Source organism: Martinezella sp. CNPSo 3795 (assembly GCF_057784475.1).
In genome coordinates this window covers 78445-100229 of sequence record NZ_JBXSOQ010000005.1, presented here as the reverse complement: position 1 = coordinate 100229, position 21785 = coordinate 78445, and the positions used below count along the sequence as shown (strand labels likewise).

The following is a 21785-nucleotide window of genomic DNA, read 5'->3' as shown; positions in this document are numbered from 1 at the left end:
GCATTACTTACGTATTTTCGCTTGATTATCGCCTGAGCTTTCAGCAAAAAGCCTTGAAACCCAGGGGAAATCACATGGCAAACGCAAAGAGCGCATTTGGTATCTGGAATACATCCGCGACCCGGCATTCGTGGATTGAGGATGTTCAGGGCATCATCTCCGGCAGCCTGATTTCCTCGCTCGGGCTATTTTGCCTTTCAAGCGCCGGCCTTCTAACCGGCAGCACCGCCGGCATCGCCTTCCTGCTGCACTACGCGATCGGCGTGAATTTCGGCCTCGCCTTTTTCGTGGTCAATCTGCCGTTCTTCTATCTGTCTCTGAAGCAGCTCGGCCCGGTCTTCACCATAAAGACCTTCATCGCCATTGCGCTCACCTCGCTGCTGACCAACCTGCAGCCGCTGCTCTTCGATGTCGCGCATATCAACGCGCTCTGGTCGGCGCTGCTCGGCGGCATTCTGCTCGGCTTCGGGCTGCTCGCGCTCTATCGCCATCGGGCAAGCCTCGGCGGCGTCGGCATTCTGGGGATTTATCTGCAGGAGCGTTTCGGCATCAGGGCAGGGCTAGTGCAGCTTGCAATCGACCTATGCGTGCTCGCCGTCGCTTTTGCGGTGACCACGCCTGCTGTGGTCATCTGCTCGGTGATCGGCGCAATCGCGCTCAATCTCTTCGTCGCGATCAATCATCGCTCGGATCGCTATATAGCGCTGTAAAGCTAAAGCCTACTGCTTGCGGGTCTCGTCGGATTCGACGATCGCGGCTTCGTGATACCAGCTATCGAATGCGGCCGTCGCAATGGACGGGCCGATATCCGGGGTGAGGTTCACCTTCGGACGCTGGCTGAGCGCCGTGGGGCGGGCCGTGACGGGGAATTGATAGATCTTTGCGGTTTCGTGCCGAGTACCGATTGCCATTCTTTGTCTCTCCCTTTTTGGTGTTCAAGCGGGCGCGCTTCAAGAGACAACTCATATATAGCAAAGCCGAAGACGAATATCACCATTTCGCTTAAAAAAAATGCTAAATGATGAAATTATAGGCAAATCGACGATGGTGTCGCCGATGCCGTTTCTTTGGCCTGCCGATTTTCCAATCCGTTTTAGGGCCTGGTCGAGCCTGCGACACTTTGGCAGCTCGATTGGAGCCATGGCGGCGATTTGAAAAGAATCTGATGCTTGGCACTGGGAAATCTTGCCCGAACACGCCTCAATCATAAAAATCTCGCCTGGCGGGCTAGGTGTCGATGCGATCTGGCACGGCACATGCATCTCTCTTGGCAGCCGTTTGTAGTGAGGAATTTTCCGGCGGGCGCGCCGGCCAAGTTTTTCCTACTTCGCCTGATTAACTGTTATGAGGTGCGTAATGACGAAGTTTAAGCTCGAGTACATCTGGCTCGACGGGTACACCCCGGTACCGAACCTGCGCGGTAAAACGCAGATCAAGGAATTCGACGCATTTCCGACGCTCGAGCAGCTTCCGCTTTGGGGCTTCGATGGTTCGTCGACGATGCAGGCCGAAGGCCGCAGCTCCGACTGCGTGCTGAAGCCCGTCGCTATCTATCCGGACCCGGCCCGTACCAACGGCGCTCTCGTCATGTGCGAAGTCATGATGCCTGATGGCATTACCCCGCACGAATCCAACAGCCGCGCGACCATCCTTGACGATGAAGACGCATGGTTCGGTTTCGAGCAGGAATACTTCTTCTACAAGGACGGCCGTCCGCTCGGCTTCCCGGAATCCGGCTATCCGGCCCCCCAAGGTCCGTACTACACCGGCGTCGGCTACAAGAACGTCGGCGATGTCGCTCGCGAAATCGTTGAAGAGCACCTCGACCTCTGCCTCGAAGCCGGCATCAACCACGAAGGCATCAACGCCGAAGTGGCCAAGGGTCAGTGGGAATTCCAGATTTTCGGCAAAGGCTCCAAGAAAGCCGCCGACCAGATCTGGATGGCACGCTACCTGCTGCTGCGTCTGTGCGAAAAGTACGGCATCGACATCGAGTTCCACTGCAAGCCGCTTGGCGACACCGACTGGAACGGCTCGGGCATGCACTGCAACTTCTCGACCAAGTTCATGCGCGAAGTCGGCGGCAAGGCCTATTTCGAAGCACTCATGGCTCAGTTCGACAAGAACCTCGAAGCCCACATCGCTGTTTACGGTCCGGACAACCACATGCGCCTGACCGGCAAGCATGAAACGGCTCCGTGGAACAAGTTCAGCTACGGCGTTGCCGACCGCGGCGCCTCGATCCGCGTTCCGCACTCGTTCATCAAGAACGACTACAAGGGCTACCTCGAAGATCGTCGCCCGAACTCGCAAGGCGACCCCTACCAGATCGCTTCCCAGGTTCTGAAGACCATCTCGGAAGTTCCGACCGCTGGCTTCGGCTCGGTTGCTGCCTGACGTATTTCGATCTCGGTTTTCCGAGGCGGAGATAAACGAAAAGCGCGGGATTCCGGTCCCGCGCTTTTTGCTTTGATGATAACGGTTCTAGGCAGCCTTGCTTGCCGCATCCAACGGATGCTGCGAGCGGAAGCCGACGGCAAGACGGTTCCAGATGTTGATCGTGCCGATTGCGACCGTGATCTTGACGATCTCTTCTTCGCTGAAATGCTGTTTCAGCGGTTCGAAATCGGCATCCGGAATGCCGGTCTGGGCGATCTTGGTGACGGAATCGACCCACCGAAGCAGGGCACGCTCGCGGTCGTCATAAACTGGCGATTCCCACCAGACGCACATCAGGTTGATCCACTGTTCGCTCAAGCCATCGTGGCGGGCTTCCTTCACATGCATGTCGACGCAATAGGCGCAGCCGTTGATCTGCGAGGCGCGGAGCTTGATCAGGTGAATGAAGCGGCGCTCAAGGCCGCTGCTCTGAACGAAGTTTTCCAGCGCGACGACGGCCTTGTAGGAGTCCGGGGAGGCTTTGGCGAAATTGAAACGCGGATGCATGGTCTTCTCCTTGGGTTTTAAATTGAGGTTCAGTTTCTGGTCTTGCGTTCATGCAGCTCGAGAAAGGCGCAGCCTCTCGCGGCTATGCCACCGTCCGTGTCCGTCTGCCGGAGGTCGGTCAGCACGTCGGCGATCGTTGTCTTTGCCAATTCGGCCCGATAGACGCGTTCTGCTGCCAGCATGGCGGCATTGATGCCGCAGGGCTTGGCGAAGTAGCGCCCTTCCAGCGGGTTCGGGCCGCGCTGGCGGATTTCCGCGCAGCGGAAGGCGGGTGCTGGGCCTTCAGCCGCCAGTACGATATCGAGAAGCGTGATCTCCTCCGGCTTGCGCGCCAGCCGATATCCGCCCTTCGGCCCCGGCACGGTATCGAGAATGCCGGCGCCAGAAAGCGCCTGCAGGTGCTTCAGAAGATAACTGACCGAAACGCCGTGAAATTCCGCAAGCGCCGCAGCCGAGAGCACGCCGCCATCGGACAAACCCGACAGCATGGCAACGCAATGGATGGATTGTTCGACGCCGTCTCCGAGCTTCATCTTGGTGCCTTTCTAATTGTAGATAATTTTTATCCACGATTATGGTGGGAGTCAAGGCCCTTGAAATGAGCGGCATGTAAGCTGCATTTGAATATGTCGGACGTCTGACACCCCCCTCTGTCACAACAGTGACAGAGGGGGGTATTGCGTTCTCCGCAAACGCTGAAACGAAAGGACACGAAGTCTCCCCGCTTCTCATCCGCCGCATATCCATTACATTGAAGCCCGTGGACCAGATCGACGCGCAGTACCCCTTTGTCTTACCTGCCCCTTTTCTCCGCTGGTTTGCGGAAAAGGGCTGGCAGCCGCGTGCGCATCAGCTGGAGCTGCTGGCCCGCGCCGAAGCCGGCGAAAGCACGCTGCTGATTGCGCCCACTGGCGCCGGCAAGACGCTCGCCGGCTTCCTGCCGTCGCTGACGGATCTCACTCGGCGCGGCAAGATCCCACCAGGTTCGGCCTTCACCGGCATCCATACGCTCTACATCTCGCCGCTGAAGGCGCTGGCGGTCGATATCGAGCGCAACCTGATGAAGCCCGTTTCGGAGATGGGCCTGCCTGTCACGGTCGAAAACCGCACCGGCGATACGCCGAGCGGCAAGCGGCAGCGGCAGAAGCTCAACCCGCCCGATATCCTGCTGACGACGCCGGAGCAGGTGGCGCTGCTGCTCGCCAATCGTGAGGCCGAGCGCTTCTTCAAGGATTTGAAATACATCGTCTTCGATGAACTGCATTCGCTCGTCACCTCCAAGCGCGGTCATATGCTGTCCCTTGGCCTTGCCCGCATCCGCAAGCTGGCGCCGCGCGTGCAGACCATCGGTCTTTCAGCGACGGTTGCCGACCCCATAGATCTGCAGAAATGGCTGGTAGCGCAGCGGCCGGGGGAGGAGCGCCATGCGGGCCTCGTCATCGTCGAAGGTGGCGCCAAGCCCGATATCTCGATCCTTGCGACGGAAGAGCGCATCCCCTGGTCCGGCCACTCGGCCAAATATGCGATCCCCGATATCTATCGCGAGCTGAAGGCCCATCGCACGACGCTGCTCTTCGTCAACACGCGCTCGCAGGCCGAAATGCTGTTCCAGGAGCTATGGTCGGCCAATGACGACAATCTGCCGATCGCCCTGCACCACGGCTCGCTCGATGTCGGCCAGCGCCGAAAGGTGGAGGCGGCTATGGCGGAGAACCGGCTGCGCGCCGTCGTCGCCACCTCCACGCTCGATCTCGGTATAGATTGGGGCGACGTCGATCTTGTCATTCATGTCGGCGCGCCGAAAGGCGCCAGCCGCCTTGCCCAGCGCATCGGCCGTGCCAATCACCGCATGGATGAACCCTCGAAGGCAATCCTTGTGCCCGCCAACCGCTTCGAAGTCATGGAATGCCAGGGAGCGCTTGATGCCAACTATACCGGCGCGCAGGACACACCGCCCATTGGCGCCGGAGCGCTCGACGTTCTCGCCCAGCATGTGCTCGGCATGGCCTGCGCCGAGCCTTTTGACATGCTTGAACTCTATGACGAGGTGCAGAGTGCAGCACCCTATGCCGAGCTTTCCTGGGAGACCTTCGAGCGCATCATCGATTTCGTTGCCACCGGCGGCTATGCGCTGCGGACTTATGAGCGCTATGCCCGCATCCGCAAGACGGCGGATGGACGCTGGCGCGTCTCCAATCCGCAGGTCGCCCAGCAATACCGGCTGAACCTCGGCACGATCGTCGAAGAGGCGATGCTCAACATCCGCCTGGTAAAGCGCAACGCGCTGGGCTCGCTCGGAAGAGGCGGCGCGCCGCTCGGCAAGGTCGAGGAATATTTCGTCGAGCAGTTGTCACCCGGCGATACCTTCCTGTTTTCCGGCAAGGTTCTGCGCTTCGAAGGCATCCGCGAGAGCGAATGCCTCGCGTCGCAGGCCTTCTCGCTGGATCCGAAAATTCCCTCCTATGCCGGCGGCAAGTTCCCGCTGTCCACCTATCTGGCCGATCAGGTGCGCGCGATGATAGCCGATCCGGACCGGCGGCACCGCCTGCCGGATCAGGTGCGCGATTGGCTGGAAATTCAGAACGAGAAGTCCTTGCTGCCGAAGCGCGACGAGTTTCTGATTGAGACATTCCCGCGCGGCAGCCGCGCCTACATGGTTGCCTATCCTTTCGAGGGAAGGCTGGCGCACCAGACGCTCGGCATGCTGCTGACCCGAAGGCTGGAGCGCGCCGGCGCCAAGCCCATGGGCTTCGTCGCGACCGATTATTCGCTCGGCATCTGGGGTCTGGAGGATATGGGGTTGATGATCGCCAACGGGCGCCTCAGCCTCTCCCATCTCTTCGACGAGGATATGCTCGGCGACGATCTCGAAGCCTGGCTCGATGAATCTTTCCTGCTGAAGCGGACCTTCCGCAATTGCGCCGTGATTGCAGGCTTGATCGAGCGCCGGCATCCGGGCAAGGAAAAGACCGGCCGGCAGGTGACCGTCTCGGCCGATCTGATCTACGACGTGCTGCGCAGCCACGAGCCCGATCATATCCTGCTGCAGGCAACGAGGCAGGATGCCGCGACCGGACTTTTGGATATTGGCCGTCTTGCGGATATGCTGAAGCGAATCAGGGGCCATATCAGCCATCGCGCGCTGGACCATATTTCTCCGCTCGCCGTTCCGGTGATGCTGGAAATTGGCAAGGTGCCGGTACCGGGCGAGGCTCACGATTCTCTGCTTGCGGAAGCGGCTGACGACCTGATCCGCGAAGCGATGGAATAGAGATGCCGCAAAGCAGACGACGAAGGTAGATTGTTACGGTGATGAACCGCCTGGCGCTAGCGCGAGATATGAATGAAGGCAACGGCGCAACCAGTGCGCTGGGTGTCGAGGTCGTCATTCATGGCGTCGCCGCCGTCTGCGATCCGCTCGGCGCGCTCTATCTGCCGGATGCGGGCATTCTCGTCGTCTCCGATCTGCATCTGGAAAAGGGCGCGGCCTTTGCCCGCCGAGGCATGATGCTGCCGCCCTACGATACGTTGGCGACCCTGACGGTCCTCTCCGCCGTCATCTCGCGCTATGATCCGAAACTCGTGGTGTCGCTGGGCGACAATTTCCACGATCGGATCGGTTCGCAGCACTTGCCGGAAGAGTTTCGCAGCCTGATCGTTAACATGGCGCGCGGCCGCGAATGGATCTGGATCAACGGCAATCATGATCCGGATGGCACCGTCGATCTCCCCGGCCATTCGGTTGATGAGATGCATTACGGTGGTTTAACGTTCCGCCATGAGCCAAAGGCCGGGTTGCAGGCCGGCGAGATCGCCGGCCACCTGCATCCCTCGGCCACCGTTCGGCGTCGCGAGAAATCGGTGCGCCGCCCGTGCTTTGCCACCGATGGCGCCCGCCTGCTGATGCCCGCCTTCGGCGTGATGACCGGCGGCCTCGATCTTCGCCACAAGGCCATGGCCGGCCTTTTCGAGCGCGAGAGCTTGATTGCGCACCTGCTGGGCCGCGACCGCATCTACTCCGTGCGGTTCGGCAATCTCTCGGCCTAGGCCGCGTTCGCCGGTTCGTAACGCAGGATGACAGCCCCGGTTTTGAGGGGCGTGGAGCCGATGAGCTTCATCGGGCGCTGGTCGGCTGCCGGTTTAAAATGCGGATTGCCGGCACCGAGGACGACAGGAACGAGGCAGATCCTGAGCTCATCGACCAGCCCCGCCTTGAGCAATGCATCGGTCACTTCAGCGCTGCCGAAGACGAACATGGTCTTGCCCGGTTCTTGCTTCAGCTTTTTCACCTCAGCGACGATGTCACCAACGACGCGGGTATTGTTCCACTCCGCCTTGTCGAGCGTCCGCGAGGCTGCAATCTTGGCGATACCGTTCATGTAGGCGGCGATGTCGGGCGCTTCCGTCGCGGTCGGCCAATAGGCGGCCATGCCTTCATAGGTTTTGCGGCCGAAGATCAGCAGATCGCCTTCCTTGCCGAGCTCGGTCGCATAATGTTCCAGCTCATCGCCCCAGGCGAGCATATGAAAATCAAGGTCCCACGGCTTGGTTCCCTCGAAATAGCCGTCGAGCGTCATGAGATTCCAGATAACGAGCTTCCTCATCACTTCCTCCATTGTGATAACCGTACCATAATCAAAACTAGTTGCTAAAAGAAAGTAGTTGCAAATTAATCGTACTGATAGCAAAATGCAAGCGGTCTTTTGGAGGCCCTTATGGACGCAGTGCATCGTTCCGGCTGCCCGATCAATTTGACCCTGGAAATCCTCGGTGATCGCTGGAGCCTGATCGTCATCAGGGACATCATGTTCGGCAATCGCCGGCATTTTCGCGAGTTGCTGCAGAATTCGCAGGAGAGGATTGCTTCCAATATTCTCGCCGATCGGCTGAAGCGACTGGTGGAACGTGGTCTGCTGACCCGCGAAAGCGATCCCACTCACAAGCAGAAGGCCGTCTACAGCCTGACGGAAATGTCGATCGACCTCGTGCCCATTTTTGCCCATATGGGTGCCTGGGGCCGCAAGCATCTGCCGGTTTCCGAGGAGCTGTCGATCCGGGCCGAACTCCTGGAGGATGGCGGCCCAAAGCTCTGGGATGATTTCATGGAGGAGTTGCGTGCCAAGCATCTCGGCAAGGTGCTGCTCCCGGGCACGCCCTCGGTGCTCGGCCGGTTGACCGAAGCGTATATCGAGGTCGCCAATCGCCGGAAAAGCGGTTGATCAGTTCTTCCGGAAGATGAAGCTTGCGCCCCAGCCGGTGACGAGGGCGAGCAGCACCGAGAAAATGCCATAGGTGATCGGCCGCTGATGCGCCGCATCGGTAATGGTCTGCTCTATCCCCGTCTTGATGACGCGCAGCGGCAGCGATTTCTCGCTCAAGAACTTGCCGCTCTTGAAGAGATAGGCGCGCACCATATGCACCCCGTTCGGCACATCGGCGGGTACCCTGAGCGTTGCTTTGAAGAGCGAGGAGCTGACGAAGCGAACGCCGGCGGGGTCGCTTTCATAGAGCCCGCCGGCTTTCTGCAGGCGTCGGAAGGCGTTGCGGAATTCCGGGACATCGCCAACATTGCCGACGAAGCCGACCGGCGTCAGCGGAAGATGGTCGACGCCAATGCCGCGGTCGCTGAGTTCGAGCGGCGTGGTGATATTGTCGACCGCACGCGTGCTCGAGAGCGAATAGGCTTCCGGCACATGCTCGAACGTCATCGAGCGGGTGTTGACCCATATGCCGAAGACGCGCTCTTTCCTGCGAACCGTTGCATTCTCGCGCGGCCCCTCCAGCACGACGACGATATCGTACTGGCCGATGGCCAGAAGCAGCTGGTCGGTGTTGGAAAGGGCGCCGAAGATCGTCAGATCGGCGCCGGTGAAGTCCGAGGTGATGGCGATTTCGCTCGTCGATGTGCCGATCTCCATCGTCTCCCGCGCCGTGGTCGAGGTCGTCGGCTGATCGAGCAGCACTTGCGCCGGCGCGGTGAACGGAGTGAGCAGCAATGCGGCGGCAAGGAGCAGTCCGAATCCTCTCATCGGCTCACCCCTTCCATGACGACGGAGTAAACGTCCGCCGGCGTCACCACGAGAGTGATGACGAGGCGAAGGCCGACGGCCAGGACGAGGAGGCCGAGGAGTGCGCGCAATTGCTCGCCGCGCAGCTTCTGGCCGACACGCACGCCGTATTGCGCGCCGACGACGCCCGCCACCATCAAGAGGAAGGCCAGGATGATATCGACGGAATAGTTGGTGGCTGCCTGGACGATTGTTGTAAAGGCCGTCACGAAAATGACCTGGAACAACGAGGTGCCGACAACGACATTTGTGGGCACGCGCAGCAGATAGATCATGGCGGGCACAAGAATGAAGCCGCCGCCGATACCCATCGGCGTCAGCATGCCGACGAAGAAACCAAGACCGATGACCGGAATGGCGCTGAGATAGAGCTTGGATTTCTTGAACCGCAGTTTCAACGGCAGCCGCTGTACCCAGTTGTGATGGCGCGGCTTGCCGGTTGCCGGGGGCAGTTTGCCGGCTGCGCGGCGCATGGCTCGCACGCTTTCCCATAGCATCAGCGAGCCTACGGTGCCGAGGAGAATCACGTAGATCAGGGAAATGATCAGGTCGATCTGGCCGAGCCTTCGCAAGAGCACGAATAGCCAGAGGCCGAACGTCGCCCCCGCGAGACCGCCGGCCAGCAAGATCGAGCCCAGTTTCAGGTCGAGCGAGCCACGGCGGAAATGGCTGAGCGCTCCCGAAACCGAGGAGGCGACGACCTGATTGGAGCCGGTGGCGACGGCAACAACAGGCGGGATGTTGTAGAAAATCAGAAGAGGCGTGATGAGGAAGCCGCCGCCGACGCCAAACATGCCGGAGAGAAACCCTACGGCTGCTCCCATGCCGAGAATAATCAAAATATTCACCGACAATTCTGCGATCGGCAGATAGATCGTCACGCCTTGTTCCCATTTGCAGGCTTTTCGGCGCGGTGACCGAAGCCCATTTCCCCTTAAATGGCGGATTCTAATCTGAAATCATTGCCAGAGCCTTAGGAAAGGCCGAGCTGCCCCAGTTTTCGAATTGCCGCATTCACCCTAACCCGGCTTTTTCCACTTTTCTGTGACGCTGTATAGCGGAATGGTGGGTGCTGGCAGGGGATGCGGCAGCTTTGAGCTACCTAAACAAAATGCCGGCGTGCTGACGCCGGCATTTTGGTTGATCGTTTTCGCACGAAAGCCCGAAGCTACTTGTTGCGGGCGAGCAGCTCCTTGACCACTTGATCGGTGACCCGGCCATCCGCCGGCAGGCCGACGGACTTTTGGAAGCTCTTCAGGGCGGCTACCGTCTTGTCCCCCATGGCGCCATCCGGTGCACCGGCGTCGAAGCCATTCTTGTTGAGGATGGCCTGAATGTTGCGGATCGCCTTCTTCATGTCGATCGAGGCCGTGTTCACGCCCTTGCCGGTGGTCCATTCGTCGGGGATGTCGGTGCCGTTGGCCTTCGGATCGGCCGACTGCACTTTCCAGAGATCGACCTTGGCACGCGCACTTTCGAGATCGGCCGGTTTCATGGCGTTGGCCACTTCGTCACGCTTCTGCGCGGCGTCCTTGTCACCGCTCTTGGCGGCGATCGCGAACCATTTGTAGGATTCCTGCAGGTCCTGTTTCACGCCGTTGCCGCGCGCATAGAGGATTGCGAGGTTGAACTGGCTGTCGGAGACGCCGAGGTTGGCGGCGCGGACGAACCAGTTCGCCGCGCTATCATAATCCTGCGGTCCTACTGTGCCCGAGGCGTAGAGAACCGCGAGATTGTGCATGGCGCTGGCATTGCCCTGATTGGCGGCCTGTTCGTAATACTGCTTGGCCTTGACGAGGTCGCGATCGACGCCGTTGCCCTTCTCATACATGCTGGCGAGGCGATATTGGGCCGGGGCATAACCCTTGTCGGCCGAAAGCTGATACCAGGTTGCAGCCTGCTTCATATCGGCAGCAACGCCGCGGCCATCCGTATAGCGTGCGCCGATTTCGAAGAGCGCCACCGGATCGGCCGATTTAGCGGCAGCGACGAGCGATGGCGGCTGGATGCCGTCGGGTACCGCGATTTCCGGCGCTGCCGGCGTGGTGGCGGGAGAGACAGCGGATGTGTTCTCAGTCTGAACGAAGGCGGTGGCCTGCTGTGCAGGTGCGCTGCCGGCAGGAGCCAACTCTTCGCTTGCCGTCTGGTTGCCGTCGAGCGGCGTAGCTGCCGTCAGGTGATCATTCGCGGGTGCGGCGGGATCGGTGGCCGTGGGTGCAGGCTGGACTTCCGCCGTCTCCGTCGTGGAAATCGAGGGTGCGGCGGCCTGGTTTGCAGCAGGCTGCTGATTGCTGGCGGCCGGGTTCGTGTTGGCAGCGACGGTATTGATCGCGGTACTATCGGCAGGCGCGACCATTGTCGATACCTGGGCCGGTGTCGGCGCCTTCTGGCCGCGTGTCAGTGTGTTCGCCAGCGGATAGGCCATGATGGCGAGCATGACGGCGCCCAATGCAAGCAGAATCGGCCGGCGGAAGCGCGAGAACGCACCGCTCTTGGCGTCTTTCTTGGAAGCAGGAGCAGAACGCTGCGTCTGGTCGACTTCCATGGCTGCGGCCTGCGCGGCGCGGCGGGCGGCCGCGATATAATCGGCCCGTTCGTTCTCGCTCGGCTGGCGGGCGTTTCCGCTGCGCGACGTGTTCTGGCTGGCGCGCACGCGCTCGAGGATCTTCTTGATGTCAGGCGCGCCGGAGCCCGGCTCCAGCAGTTCGTTGGCCTCTTCGCCGGGCATCACGTCGGCGGGATCGATCGACGGCGCCTGCTCGATGACCGGGCGGTCCGGCAGAAAGATCGGTTCGGCCTTTTCCGGCATGAAGAAGCGCTTGCCGAGGCTGGCAAACAGGCTGGTCTTGCCGCTCTTCTTGGCTGCCGCCTTGATTTCAGCCTTCGTGTTGGCGTCGATCGCCTGTGCGACCGCGACTTCGGCGGAAACCGAGGCTTCGGCAGGCGCCATCGTGCGGATGATCGGACCCGCCTTCTGCTGCGTGGCCATTGGCGGCCTCAGCGCCGGAGCATCCTCTTCGGCAAAGACGTCGCTTTCGAATGTCGCGGCCGGCATGACGGGCGCCGGCTTGCGCTGTTCCATATGATCGAGACGGTCGGCGATCTGCAGCAGGGTATCGTGCAGAGCCTCGAAGGTGCGGTGCGTGCGCTCGTCGCTGGCGCGGCTGAGGTCCTCAAGATGACGAAGGTCTTCGGCAAGTGCCGTCAATGCCGCCATATCGGCCGCCTGTGCACCATGACCCATTGCGCCTTCGCGCGAATAGGCTTCGACGACGGTTTCCGCCGCATGGCGGGCCGCTTCGATGATATATTCGTCGTTGGTCGCCATATAGTCCTCAATCGCGCTCATGCGGCGATCGAAATCTGGAGGCAGATGATCGCCGCCGGCGCGAGGCTCGGCCGTCAGCAATGTCGAGAGATGGGCGATCTGCTCTTCGAGACTGCGCAGCGCCTGCGTATCCGTCGGCGGAGCGGCAGTGCTCGCTTCCAGCCGGGCTGCGATGTCGGAGAGGCGGCCTTCGAGCCGGCGTGCCATGCTGTCGTCGAGGCTTGCGGCCGGCGCTGCCGGATGGAAATCGATCTCGTCGATGCGGCGAGCGAGATAATCCAGCCGGTCGGCCAGCGCGTTGCCGACAGACCCATGTTCCAGCGCATCGATCTTATGGGAGATGTCGGCGAGATAGGTGACGAGCTCCGGCTGCGGCGTGGCCTTCTGCGAACGTTCCATCAGATACGAAAGCTGGTCCAGCCGCTCCTCGAGGCGGGCGACGGCCTTGGCGCTGCCGAGTTCGTCGATGCGCATGGCAAGCGCTTCGAGACGGCCGGAAAGGTCGTCGGCAGGCTGACGCCGGCCCGCATCGCGGCTCATCATGTCGATCTGGTCGGCAAGGCCGCTGAGGCGGCCTTCCAGCCGCTGCATGGCCTGGTCCTGCGGCTGCATCATCGAACCGAGGCTTTCCATCGCGGTCGCGATCGTCAGCAGCTTGGTTTCCAGCGCATGCACGGCCGGGCTGTCGTTCACGCCGCCGAGATGCTGCTTGATGTCATCGAGACGATAGGCAAGCGAGACGAGCTCGTCCTGCAGGCCCGACGTGTCGATCGCCTTCACCTGACGCTCGACATGGTGAAGCGACTCTTCGCGGGCGAGGCCGTCCATCAGCGAACGCAGCTCATCGAATTCTGCTTTCAGTCCGGCAGTCTCCGGCTGACCGGCGAGCTGGTTGATGCTGTCGGCAAGCCTGGCCATGTCCTGGCGGACATCGGCGGCGAAATGCTTGTCCTCGGCGTTTTCGCGGATATCGCGGATTTCGGCACGCAAGGCGGTGACTTCGCGGCTCACGCTATCGGCGATGTCGCGCTTCAGATCCTGGCGAAGGTTGACGAGCGCCTGGGCGATATCGACCGGCGCGTCGGCGGCAGCGGCCCGCATCGGCTGGCGCTGGGGATAGCTGTCGATCGGACGTCGTGCCGGCTGCAGTTCTGCATGCGCGATTTCCTCGCGCCGTGGCTGCAGACGTTCGCGGTTTGCTTCCAGCGTGCGCTGGCGCTGACGGATTTCGGCAAGCGGATCGGAGCGAAGGTCGCTCTCGTGACGTTCGTTGCGGAGCGGGCGCTCGTAAGTGCGACTGGCATATTGTTCGCGGTCGGGGCGGGGCGGCATCCGCTCGGGTGCGGCTCGTTCGGGAGCAGGCGCATAGCCGGCAGCGGCGCGCTGGCGCGTATCGCGCGCGGCGGCGGTTCCCATCAGCCCTTCGATGCGTGCCTCCAGCCCCTCGATTGTGCGGCTCAGAGCATCCAGCGACGTCCAGTCACCGGTTCCGGTATGATTTGATCGCGATCCGCTCATATCTCTTGCTCGCCTCGAACTGTGGACCACCAGGCTGTCATGCTGACGAAAGAAGACGTTGCTGCATCGCCTTGCTGTCTGCATCCCGCCGTTCGGAAAGGGATAAATCTATTGGCTTTCCTCAAACAGAGCGGCATAGACAGCGCGATTTCCAAGCATAAGTTGAAGAAACGCGAAGCACTGCTGCTCAACTCGTACAATTTACGAAACGTGGTAAACAACTCGTTAAGTTTGCCTGATGTCTTAACCTTTTATTTTGGTTCTGCTGTACCGCCGCCTGATATTCTTGCGCTGAGGCAGCACCAGTTTGCTTGGGCGGAGGGGAGGTATCGGCGATATCCAGAATGCTCTCCCCCCATCGGCTTCATTAAAATTTCACCGCGAGACACGAATTTGACGTTTACGCAAACGTCAATATTTTGTAAGAGTATGAAAGTGGCCGGAATCTCAAGGTCCGGCGGCGAATTGGAGGAATTCGAGAAATGCCAGTCTACAAGGCCCCGGTGAACGATACGCTCTTCGTCCTGAACGATGTGCTTGGGCTGGAGCGCTACAACAATCTTCCGGGTTATGCCGATGCCACGCCTGACATGATCGAGGCGATTGTCGGTGAAGCGGCCAAGATGTCGGAAGAGGTGCTTTTCCCGCTCAATTATTCCGGCGATCAGGAAGGCTGCGTGCGCCATGACGACGGCACCGTCTCGACGCCGAAGGGCTTCAAAGAAGCCTATCGCGCCTATCGCGAAGGTGGCTGGCTGGGTCTTGCCGTGCCGGAAGAATTCGGCGGGCAGGGGCTTCCCTATGTGCTGCACTGCGCCGTCGGCGAATATACCTCCGCCGCCAACATGTCTCTGATGATGTATCCGGGCCTGACGCAGGGCGCTATTGCCGCCATCCTCGTGCATGGCACCGACGCACAGAAGCAGACCTATTTGCCGAAGATGGTCGAGGGCAGCTGGTCCGGCACCATGAACCTCACCGAGCCGCATTGCGGCACCGATCTCGGACTCTTGCGCACCAAGGCGGTGCCACAGCCTGATGGCAGCTATAAGATATCAGGTCAGAAGATCTTCATTTCGGCCGGTGAGCACGACATGACGGACAATATCGTTCATCTCGTCCTTGCCCGCATCGAAGGTGCGCCTGAGGGCACCAAGGGCATCTCACTCTTCATCGTGCCGAAGTTCCTCGTCAAGGATGACGGTTCGCTCGGCGATCGCAACCCTGTCTCCTGTGGTGCGATCGAACACAAGATGGGCATCCACGGCAACGCCACTTGCGTCATGAACTATGATGAGGCCACAGGCTTCCTGATCGGTGCGGAGAACAAGGGCCTCAACGCCATGTTCGTGATGATGAACGAGGCTCGCCTCGGCGTTGGCCTGCAGGGTCTCTCCATCGCCGAGATCGCCTATCAGAACGCGGCCAATTATGCCCGCGAGCGCATTCAGGGCCGCTCGCTCTCCGGCCCGAAGGCGCCCGACAAGAAGGCGGACCCGATCATCGTGCATCCGGATATCCGTCGCTCGCTGATGACGATCCGCGCCTTCAACGAGGCCGGCCGCGCCTTCCTGCTCTGGACGGCGCTGAAATCAGATATCGCCCATCGCTCCCCGGATGAGAAGGACCGCCAGGCAGCTGACGATATGCTGGGTCTGGCGACGCCGATCCTGAAGGGCGTCCTGACCGACAAGGGCTTCGAGCATGCCGTCATGGCACAGCAGGTCTTCGGTGGTCACGGCTATATCGAAGAGCACGGCATGAGCCAGTATGTCCGCGATGCCCGCATCACCATGATCTATGAAGGCGCCAACGGCATTCAGGCGCTCGATCTCGTGGGCCGCAAGCTGGCGCTGAACGGCGGCCGCGCCGTCATGGCTCTCTTCAAGGAAATCGGCGATTTCTGCGAGGAAAACCGCAGCGACGAGCAGATGGCTTTCTTCACCAAGCATCTGAAGAAAGGCTTGAACGATGTGCAGGCCGCAACCATGTGGTTCATGCAGAATGCCATGGCCAAGCCCGACAATGCCGGTGCCGGCTCGACCGATTACATGCACCTCTTCGGCCTCGTCGTTCTCGGCTATATGTGGGCGAAGATGGCCAAGGCGGCGCAGGCAGGCCTTGCGGCTGGCGACAGCGCGCGCGAGGATTATCTGAAGAACAAGCTTGTCACGGCGCGGTTCTACATGGAGCGCATCATGCCGGAAACGGCGCTGCGCAAGGCGCGCATCGAAACCGGTGCCGACACGATGATGGAACTGGCGGCGGAAGCCTTTTGATCAAGGCGGCGCCAGCCGCTGCAGGGAGATGAGACATGACCGAGGTTTTCATTTACGACCACGTGCGCACGCCGCGCGGGCGGGGCAAGAAGGATGGGGCGCTGCATGAAGTGCCCTCCGTGCGCCTTGCCGCCAAGACGCTGGAGGCGATCCGCGACCGCAACGGCCTCGATACCGAAACGGTTGACGACATCATCATGGGCTGCGTCGATCCTGTCATGGAAGCAGGCGCCGTTATCCCGAGGGGCGCTGCCTTCGAAGCCGGCTATTCCACCAAGGCGCCTGGCATGCAAATTTCCCGCTTCTGCGCCTCCGGCCTTGATGCCGTGAATTTCGGCGCGGCCAAGATCGCTCAAGGGGCTGATGACATCGTCATCGCCGGCGGCGTCGAAAGCATGTCGCGCGTCGGCTTGGGCATGTCGGGTGGTGCCTGGTTCATGGACCCCTCCGTCAATTTCCCGGCCTATTTCATGCCGCAGGGCGTCTCGGCCGATCTTATCGCCACGAAATACGGCTTCTCCCGCGATGACGTCGATGCCTATGCCGTCGAAAGTCAGAAGCGCGCCGCCAATGCCTGGGAGAAGGGCTACTTCAAGAATTCGGTCATTCCGGTGAAGGACATCAACGGCCTGACCATTCTCGACCGCGATGAGCACATGCGTCCCGGCACCGATATGCAGGCGCTCGCCTCGCTCAATCCGTCCTTCCAGATGCCCGGCGAGATGGGAGGCTTCGAAGCCGTCGGCATCCAGGCGCATCCGGAAGTCGAGCGCATCAACTACGTCCATCACGCCGGCAACTCCTCCGGGATCGTCGATGGTGCTGCCGCCGTTTTGCTCGGCTCCAAGGCGGGCGGTGAAAGCATGGGGCTGAAGCCGCGTGGCCGTATCAAGGCCTTCGCCAATATCGGCTCCGACCCGGCGCTCATGCTGACAGGCCCGGTCGACGTCACCGAAAAACTCCTGAAGCGCAGCGGCTTGACGCTTGCCGACATCGATCTTTTCGAACTGAATGAAGCCTTTGCCGCCGTCGTGCTGCGCTACATGCAAGCCTTCGATATCGAGCATGACAAGATCAACGTCAATGGCGGCGCCATCGCCATGGGCCATCCGCTCGGCGCCACCGGCGCGATGATCCTCGGCACCGTGCTGGATGAGCTGGAACGCCGCGACCTCAACACGGCGCTGGTTACGCTCTGCATCGGCGCCGGTATGGGCACGGCCACGATCATCGAACGCGTCTGAGGAGGGGAAACCAATGGCTTACACGAATTTCACCGTCGAAACCGACGCAGACGGCATAGCCCTTGTTACCTGGGACATGCCCGGCAAGTCCATGAATGTCTTCACCGCCGAGATCCTCGAGGAGCTGAACGCCATCATCGATGCCACGGTTGCCGATGCGGCCGTCAAGGGCGTGGTCTTCACCTCAGGCAAATCCTCCTTCTCCGGCGGTGCCGATCTCTCGATGATCAAGTCGATGTTTTCCTTCTATCAGGAGGAAAAGGCGAAGGATCCGGCCGCTGCCACGCAGAAGCTCTTCGATCTCGTCGGCCGCATGACCGGCCTGTTCCGCAAGCTCGAAACCTGCGGCAAGCCATGGGTTTCGGCCATCAACGGTACCTGCATGGGCGGCGCTTTCGAGCTGTCGCTGGCCTGCCACGGCCGCGTCGCGTCAAACGCCAAGAGCGTCAAGATTGCGCTGCCCGAGGTCAAGGTCGGTATCTTCCCCGGCGCCGGCGGCACGCAGCGCGTGTCGCGCCTGACGGATGCGCAATCCGCCCTGCAGATGATGACGACGGGCCAGTCGCTGACGGCGGCTCGCGCCAAGGCTATGAACCTGGTGCATCAGGTGGTCGAGCCGGATCAGCTGATCCCGGCCGCCAAGCAGATGATCAAGGATGGCCTGAAGCCCATCGCCCCCTGGGACGAAAAGGGCTTCAAGGCACCGGGCGGCGGCATCTGGACGCCGGCCGCAGCCCAGCTCTGGCCAGCAGCCCCGGCCATCCTGCGTCGCGAGACATCCGGCAATTATCCGGCAGCGCTCGCCATCCTCAAATGCGTCTATGAAGGCCTGCAGGTTCCCTTCGATACCGGCCTGAAGATCGAGCAGCGCTATTTCACCCATGTGCTGCAGACCACCGAAGCCTATTCGATGATCCGCTCGCTGTTCATCTCCATGCAGGAACTCGGCAAGGGCGCCCGCCGCCCGGCCGGCCAGCCGAAGACGGAGCTGAAGAAGGTCGGCGTCGTCGGCGCCGGCTTCATGGGCGCGTCCATCGCCTATGTCACGGCTGTCGCCGGCATCCCGGTCACGCTTATCGACCGCGATATCGAAGCCGCAACCAAGGGCAAGGGCGTCGGCGAGGGGCTGGTCAAGGACTCGATCGGTAAGGGAAGGCTGACGCAGGACGAAGGCGCAGCTCTGCTCTCGCGCATCACGCCGTCGGCCGATTATGCCGATCTCAAAGATGCCGATCTCGTCATCGAAGCCGTGTTCGAGGATCGCGACGTCAAGAAGGCCATTATCGAGGCCGTCGAAGCCGTGCTGCCGGCCGGCGCCGTCTTTGCCTCCAACACCTCGACGCTGCCGATCACGGGCCTTGCGAAGAATTCCAAGCGCCCGGTCGATTTCATCGGCGTCCACTTCTTCTCGCCGGTCGAGAAGATGATGCTGACCGAAGTCATCCTCGGCAAGGAAACCGGCGACCATGCGCTGGCGGTTGCGCTCGACTATGTCGCCGCCATCAAGAAGACGCCGATCGTCGTCAATGATACCCGTGGCTTCTTCGTCAATCGCTGCGTCTTCCGCTATATCCACGAAGCCTATGACATGCTGATCGAAGGCGTGCCCGCAGCCATGATCGAGAATGCCGCCAAGATGGCTGGCATGCCTGTCGGGCCTCTGGCGCTGAACGATGAAGTCGCTATCGATCTGTCCTACAAGATCCTGAAGGCGACGGTTGCCGATCTCGGCGAAAAGGCGGTCGACCCGCGTCATATGCAGCTGATCAGCGGTCTCGTCGAAGGCGAGGGTCGTTTAGGCCGGAAGAACTCCAAGGGCTTCTACGATTACCCGCCGAAGCCGGCGAAGAAGTCGCTCTGGCCGGGCCTCACGGATCTCTATCCGCAGAAGAAGGCCGATGAGATTGATGTCAACGTGCTGAAACAGCGCTTCCTTGTCACGATCGCGCTGGAAGCTGCCCGCACCATCGAAGAAGGCATCGTCACCGATCCGCGCGAAGCCGATGTCGGCTCCATCCTCGGCTTCGGCTTCGCTCCCTATACCGGCGGTGCGCTGTCCTATATCGATGGCATGGGTGTGAAGGCTTTCGTGGAGCTCTGCGAAAAGCTGGCGGCCCCCTACGGCCCGCATTTCCAGCCCACAGCGCTTCTGAAGGATATGGCCGCAAAGGGCGAGACCTTCTACGGCCGCTTCGATCCCTATGGCGCCAAGAAGGCGGCCTGAACCGGAGAGCTATTGCTCGCGACAAATCATGGGCCGCCCCTGTCAGGAGCGGCCCTTTTTTGTTGATTGGTTCAGCCTAGATCAATGGCGAGTACGTAAGATTTTGCTTACGCGTTGCTCAATGGCTTCTCTTGCCCCGCCCTCAGCGCAACGACGCCCCAACCCACGAGCAGAAGGATCGCTACCGCATAGATATCGGCAGCCTCGGCAAAGCCGAGCGCTTTCGACAGGAAGCCGGCGAAGATGGCGGGGACGCTGAAGGCGAGGTAGCTCTGGATGTAGAAGGCGGAGAGCAGCCCGGCGCGTTCGTCGGGCTTTGCCAGTGGCATGATGCTTCTGACCGTGCCGAGGAAAACCGCCCCGAAGCCCGAGCCGGCAATCACAGTTCCCAGGGCGAGGATCGACACTTCAGCCGCATGCATGCCGGCGATGATGGTCAGTATGCCGAGGCACATGGTTGGTATGCCGAACTTCATGATCGCGGCGGCGGATCGCTTACGCAACAGGAACACCGCGGCCGCACCGCTGATCGTCAATGCCCCGACTACAGAACCGCCGACCAGCGGCGCCGTGCTGCCGGTCGTGGCGCTGACCAGCGAGGGCACCAGCGACAGATAGAAGCCGGCGAGCGCCCAGACGGCGATATTGATCGGCGTCAGCGCTAGCAGCGTCCGCCGCGCCTGCTGGGGAACGGCGACTTCCGGCTTCAGCGATGCGAGCACGCCGGTCCTTCGGCTCGTAGTCTCCGGCATCAGCCATAGCAGCGCGGCTTGCAGCGCCAGCAGGGCAAGCGTGACGATATAGACGAGTACGGTCGGGGCCGGCGCGAACTGGATCAGCAGGCTCGTACCGATCGCGCCGATCGCCATGCCCACAAGCGGGGCAAGGCTGTTGGTGATCGATCCTCTGATCGGATCGAGATCGACAAGCGCGGCACCGACGGAACTGACGGCAGTGCCCGTCGCGAAGCCCTGCACGATGCGGGCGGCAATTAGCCAATCCGAACCACTGGCCATTAAAAACAATACTATCGCCACCATATTGAGGAGGATCGAAGCAAAGATCACAGGCCGACGGCCGAGATGGTCGGAGATCGAGCCGACGATGAGGAGCGCGGCGAGAAGGGAGAAGGCATAGACGGCGAAGATCACCGTAAGCAGCACCGGCGAAAAGGCAAAGGCCTGCTGATAAAGGCGATAGAGAGGCGTCGGTACGGACGAGGCAGCCAAAAACAGCGCGCTGGTTGCGGCATAATAGAAAGGCGCCAGGCGTCTGGCTGGTGAAATCGGAGCGCTGCCGGTGGAATCGAGTTCGGTCATCGACTATATCCTACCTAAAGCTAAAAGATTGCGTTAGACGCATATAGGGCGCCTGATGTATAAAAACAAATAATTTGCGTTAGTGAATGTCCACGGATCATTCACGATCCGCAAAACGGGAAAAATTGGCAAGGGCTTATGGGCTACAGAGAAAATCCCCGCCCCGGCGGGCGCAGCGCCAGAGTGCAAGCGGCCGTGCATCAATCCGTCCGCGACATGCTGGCGACGATGGATCGCGCCGAGGTGACGATCCCGCTGATCGCGCAGCGCGCCAATGTCACGCCGTCGACGATCTACCGCCGCTGGGGCGACCTTCAAAAGCTTCTGGCGGATGTTGCCGCCTCACGCCTGCAGCCTGAAGGCGAGCCCGCTAGGATTGGCAGCGCCCGGGAGGACCTGGAGGCCTGGGTCGAGCAATATGCCGATGAAATGGCCTCGGGAGTCGGACGGCAACTGCTGCGCGATGTTCTCGCGGTACCCGATAGCGCAAATGCGGAAAAATGCTGCACCTATACACGCTGCCAACTAAGCGTATTTATTGCGCGGGCGGAGGCGGCTGGCGAGCCCTTTCCGACTTTGGTGGAACTGATGGATCACGTCATCTCGCCGATCATCTATCGCATTCTCTTCGATCAGGCGCCCGGTCCTGACTACGTTCGCAAGCTCGTCGCGGAAGTGATGCGGGAGAGTGCCGTCAGCGCTTGACGCGCGGCCGACTATGCCGAACGACTGACCCTAGATCCCTGATGTACAGCCAGTGGCCTCGGCTTGGTTGCTCGCAACTGACGAACAAGCTGCCGAATATATGCGCCCTAAAGTTGCTAATGTGGTGAAATTATCATGGGATATGCATGCCTGG

General features: G+C 60.9%; 17 protein-coding genes. 9 read left to right on the top strand and 8 right to left on the bottom strand.

The genetic code is table 11. The features are described from left to right. Positions 1 to 74 precede the first annotated feature (74 nt). Positions 75 to 710 carry a YitT family protein gene (locus tag AC13QY_RS16085; protein ID WP_488493656.1) on the top strand — a complete coding sequence of 212 codons (636 nt, stop codon included), beginning with the start codon at positions 75 to 77 and terminating at the stop codon, positions 708 to 710. A 9-nt stretch (positions 711 to 719) separates the two neighbouring features. Here AC13QY_RS16085 and AC13QY_RS16080 read toward each other — a convergent pair whose 3' ends face one another. Next, the gene (locus AC13QY_RS16080) at positions 720 to 911 is read right to left on the bottom strand and encodes a DUF2735 domain-containing protein (RefSeq protein WP_015338743.1); all 192 of its coding nucleotides are present in this window, start codon (positions 909 to 911) and stop codon (positions 720 to 722) included. 445 nt (positions 912 to 1356) lie between these two features. Here AC13QY_RS16080 and AC13QY_RS16075 point away from each other — a divergent pair, with 445 nt between their 5' ends. Beyond that, complete coding sequence (locus AC13QY_RS16075) at positions 1357 to 2397, top strand: glutamine synthetase beta-grasp domain-containing protein (RefSeq protein ID WP_113351242.1); 1041 nt, start codon at positions 1357 to 1359, stop codon at positions 2395 to 2397. Positions 2398 to 2484: 87 nt separating this feature from the next. Here the strand turns inward: AC13QY_RS16075 and AC13QY_RS16070 are convergent, their stop codons facing one another. Further along, on the bottom strand, positions 2485 to 2946 hold the full coding sequence (locus tag AC13QY_RS16070; RefSeq protein WP_145633403.1) for a carboxymuconolactone decarboxylase family protein: 462 nt from the start codon (positions 2944 to 2946) through the stop codon (positions 2485 to 2487). Between the two features lie 29 nt (positions 2947 to 2975). Next, a complete protein-coding gene (locus AC13QY_RS16065; protein WP_113332039.1) occupies positions 2976 to 3479 on the bottom strand; it encodes an RrF2 family transcriptional regulator in 504 nt (167 codons plus the stop codon). Between the two features lie 227 nt (positions 3480 to 3706). Here AC13QY_RS16065 and AC13QY_RS16060 point away from each other — a divergent pair, with 227 nt between their 5' ends. Both AC13QY_RS16060 and pdeM read left to right on the top strand, forming a co-directional pair. Then, positions 3707 to 6217 carry a ligase-associated DNA damage response DEXH box helicase gene (locus AC13QY_RS16060; RefSeq protein WP_488493655.1) on the top strand — a complete coding sequence of 837 codons (2511 nt, stop codon included), beginning with the start codon at positions 3707 to 3709 and terminating at the stop codon, positions 6215 to 6217. Between the two features lie 41 nt (positions 6218 to 6258). Beyond that, positions 6259 to 6993, top strand: a complete 735-nt coding sequence (gene pdeM / locus AC13QY_RS16055; RefSeq protein ID WP_488493654.1) for a ligase-associated DNA damage response endonuclease PdeM — start codon at positions 6259 to 6261, stop codon at positions 6991 to 6993. Here the strand turns inward: pdeM and AC13QY_RS16050 are convergent. Next, positions 6990 to 7550, bottom strand: a complete 561-nt coding sequence (locus tag AC13QY_RS16050; protein WP_488493653.1) for a dihydrofolate reductase family protein — start codon at positions 7548 to 7550, stop codon at positions 6990 to 6992. The two genes, pdeM and AC13QY_RS16050, sit on opposite strands and share 4 nt — an antisense overlap. 111 nt (positions 7551 to 7661) lie before the next feature. Between AC13QY_RS16050 and AC13QY_RS16045 the strand changes: the two genes are divergently transcribed. Then, the gene (locus AC13QY_RS16045; protein WP_113351237.1) at positions 7662 to 8165 is read left to right on the top strand and encodes a winged helix-turn-helix transcriptional regulator; all 504 of its coding nucleotides are present in this window, start codon (positions 7662 to 7664) and stop codon (positions 8163 to 8165) included. On the opposite strand, the gene AC13QY_RS16040 is transcribed toward AC13QY_RS16045, so the two are convergent. From AC13QY_RS16040 to AC13QY_RS16030, 3 genes are all read right to left on the bottom strand, one after another. After that, entirely contained in the window at positions 8166 to 8975 is an 810-nt protein-coding gene (locus AC13QY_RS16040; protein ID WP_113351236.1) for a TIGR02186 family protein, read from the bottom strand. Further along, positions 8972 to 9895: a sulfite exporter TauE/SafE family protein gene (locus AC13QY_RS16035; RefSeq protein ID WP_113332044.1), complete on the bottom strand. Its 924-nt coding sequence runs from the start codon at positions 9893 to 9895 to the stop codon at positions 8972 to 8974. Before AC13QY_RS16035 ends, AC13QY_RS16040 begins: the two co-directional genes overlap by 4 nt. 287 nt (positions 9896 to 10182) lie before the next feature. After that, on the bottom strand, positions 10183 to 13860 hold the full coding sequence (locus tag AC13QY_RS16030; RefSeq protein WP_152095556.1) for a peptidoglycan-binding protein: 3678 nt from the start codon (positions 13858 to 13860) through the stop codon (positions 10183 to 10185). Between the two features lie 482 nt (positions 13861 to 14342). Between AC13QY_RS16030 and AC13QY_RS16025 the strand changes: the two genes are divergently transcribed. The 3 genes from AC13QY_RS16025 to AC13QY_RS16015 are packed head-to-tail and all read left to right on the top strand — an operon-like array spanning position 14343 to position 19607. Beyond that, positions 14343 to 16139, top strand: coding sequence for an acyl-CoA dehydrogenase C-terminal domain-containing protein (locus tag AC13QY_RS16025; protein WP_113351234.1), 1797 nt, complete (start codon positions 14343 to 14345; stop codon positions 16137 to 16139). A 35-nt stretch (positions 16140 to 16174) separates the two neighbouring features. Continuing rightward, complete coding sequence (locus AC13QY_RS16020) at positions 16175 to 17383, top strand: acetyl-CoA C-acetyltransferase (protein WP_113351233.1); 1209 nt, start codon at positions 16175 to 16177, stop codon at positions 17381 to 17383. Positions 17384 to 17396: 13 nt separating this feature from the next. Further along, positions 17397 to 19607: a 3-hydroxyacyl-CoA dehydrogenase NAD-binding domain-containing protein gene (locus AC13QY_RS16015; protein WP_488493652.1), complete on the top strand. Its 2211-nt coding sequence runs from the start codon at positions 17397 to 17399 to the stop codon at positions 19605 to 19607. 107 nt (positions 19608 to 19714) lie between these two features. Here AC13QY_RS16015 and AC13QY_RS16010 read toward each other — a convergent pair whose 3' ends face one another. Continuing rightward, positions 19715 to 20926, bottom strand: a complete 1212-nt coding sequence (locus tag AC13QY_RS16010; RefSeq protein ID WP_113351231.1) for an MFS transporter — start codon at positions 20924 to 20926, stop codon at positions 19715 to 19717. A gap of 138 nt (positions 20927 to 21064) precedes the next feature. Here AC13QY_RS16010 and AC13QY_RS16005 point away from each other — a divergent pair, with 138 nt between their 5' ends. After that, positions 21065 to 21631, top strand: a complete 567-nt coding sequence (locus AC13QY_RS16005) for a TetR/AcrR family transcriptional regulator (protein WP_113351230.1) — start codon at positions 21065 to 21067, stop codon at positions 21629 to 21631. Positions 21632 to 21785: the final 154 nt, after the last annotated feature.

What these genes read in the sequence shown, in the direction of transcription:
- AC13QY_RS16085 (WP_488493656.1), top strand. Translation starts at nt 75, where the DNA reads ATGGCAAACGCAAAGAGCGCATTTGGTATCTGGAATACATCCGCGACC.
- AC13QY_RS16080 (WP_015338743.1), bottom strand. Translation starts at nt 911, where the DNA reads ATGGCAATCGGTACTCGGCACGAAACCGCAAAGATCTATCAATTCCCC.
- AC13QY_RS16075 (WP_113351242.1), top strand. Translation starts at nt 1,357, where the DNA reads ATGACGAAGTTTAAGCTCGAGTACATCTGGCTCGACGGGTACACCCCG.
- AC13QY_RS16070 (WP_145633403.1), bottom strand. Translation starts at nt 2,946, where the DNA reads ATGCATCCGCGTTTCAATTTCGCCAAAGCCTCCCCGGACTCCTACAAG.
- AC13QY_RS16065 (WP_113332039.1), bottom strand. Translation starts at nt 3,479, where the DNA reads ATGAAGCTCGGAGACGGCGTCGAACAATCCATCCATTGCGTTGCCATG.
- pdeM (WP_488493654.1), top strand. Translation starts at nt 6,259, where the DNA reads ATGAACCGCCTGGCGCTAGCGCGAGATATGAATGAAGGCAACGGCGCA.
- AC13QY_RS16050 (WP_488493653.1), bottom strand. Translation starts at nt 7,550, where the DNA reads ATGAGGAAGCTCGTTATCTGGAATCTCATGACGCTCGACGGCTATTTC.
- AC13QY_RS16045 (WP_113351237.1), top strand. Translation starts at nt 7,662, where the DNA reads ATGGACGCAGTGCATCGTTCCGGCTGCCCGATCAATTTGACCCTGGAA.
- AC13QY_RS16040 (WP_113351236.1), bottom strand. Translation starts at nt 8,975, where the DNA reads ATGAGAGGATTCGGACTGCTCCTTGCCGCCGCATTGCTGCTCACTCCG.
- AC13QY_RS16030 (WP_152095556.1), bottom strand. Translation starts at nt 13,860, where the DNA reads ATGAGCGGATCGCGATCAAATCATACCGGAACCGGTGACTGGACGTCG.
- AC13QY_RS16025 (WP_113351234.1), top strand. Translation starts at nt 14,343, where the DNA reads ATGCCAGTCTACAAGGCCCCGGTGAACGATACGCTCTTCGTCCTGAAC.
- AC13QY_RS16020 (WP_113351233.1), top strand. Translation starts at nt 16,175, where the DNA reads ATGACCGAGGTTTTCATTTACGACCACGTGCGCACGCCGCGCGGGCGG.
- AC13QY_RS16015 (WP_488493652.1), top strand. Translation starts at nt 17,397, where the DNA reads ATGGCTTACACGAATTTCACCGTCGAAACCGACGCAGACGGCATAGCC.
- AC13QY_RS16010 (WP_113351231.1), bottom strand. Translation starts at nt 20,926, where the DNA reads ATGACCGAACTCGATTCCACCGGCAGCGCTCCGATTTCACCAGCCAGA.
- AC13QY_RS16005 (WP_113351230.1), top strand. Translation starts at nt 21,065, where the DNA reads ATGGGCTACAGAGAAAATCCCCGCCCCGGCGGGCGCAGCGCCAGAGTG.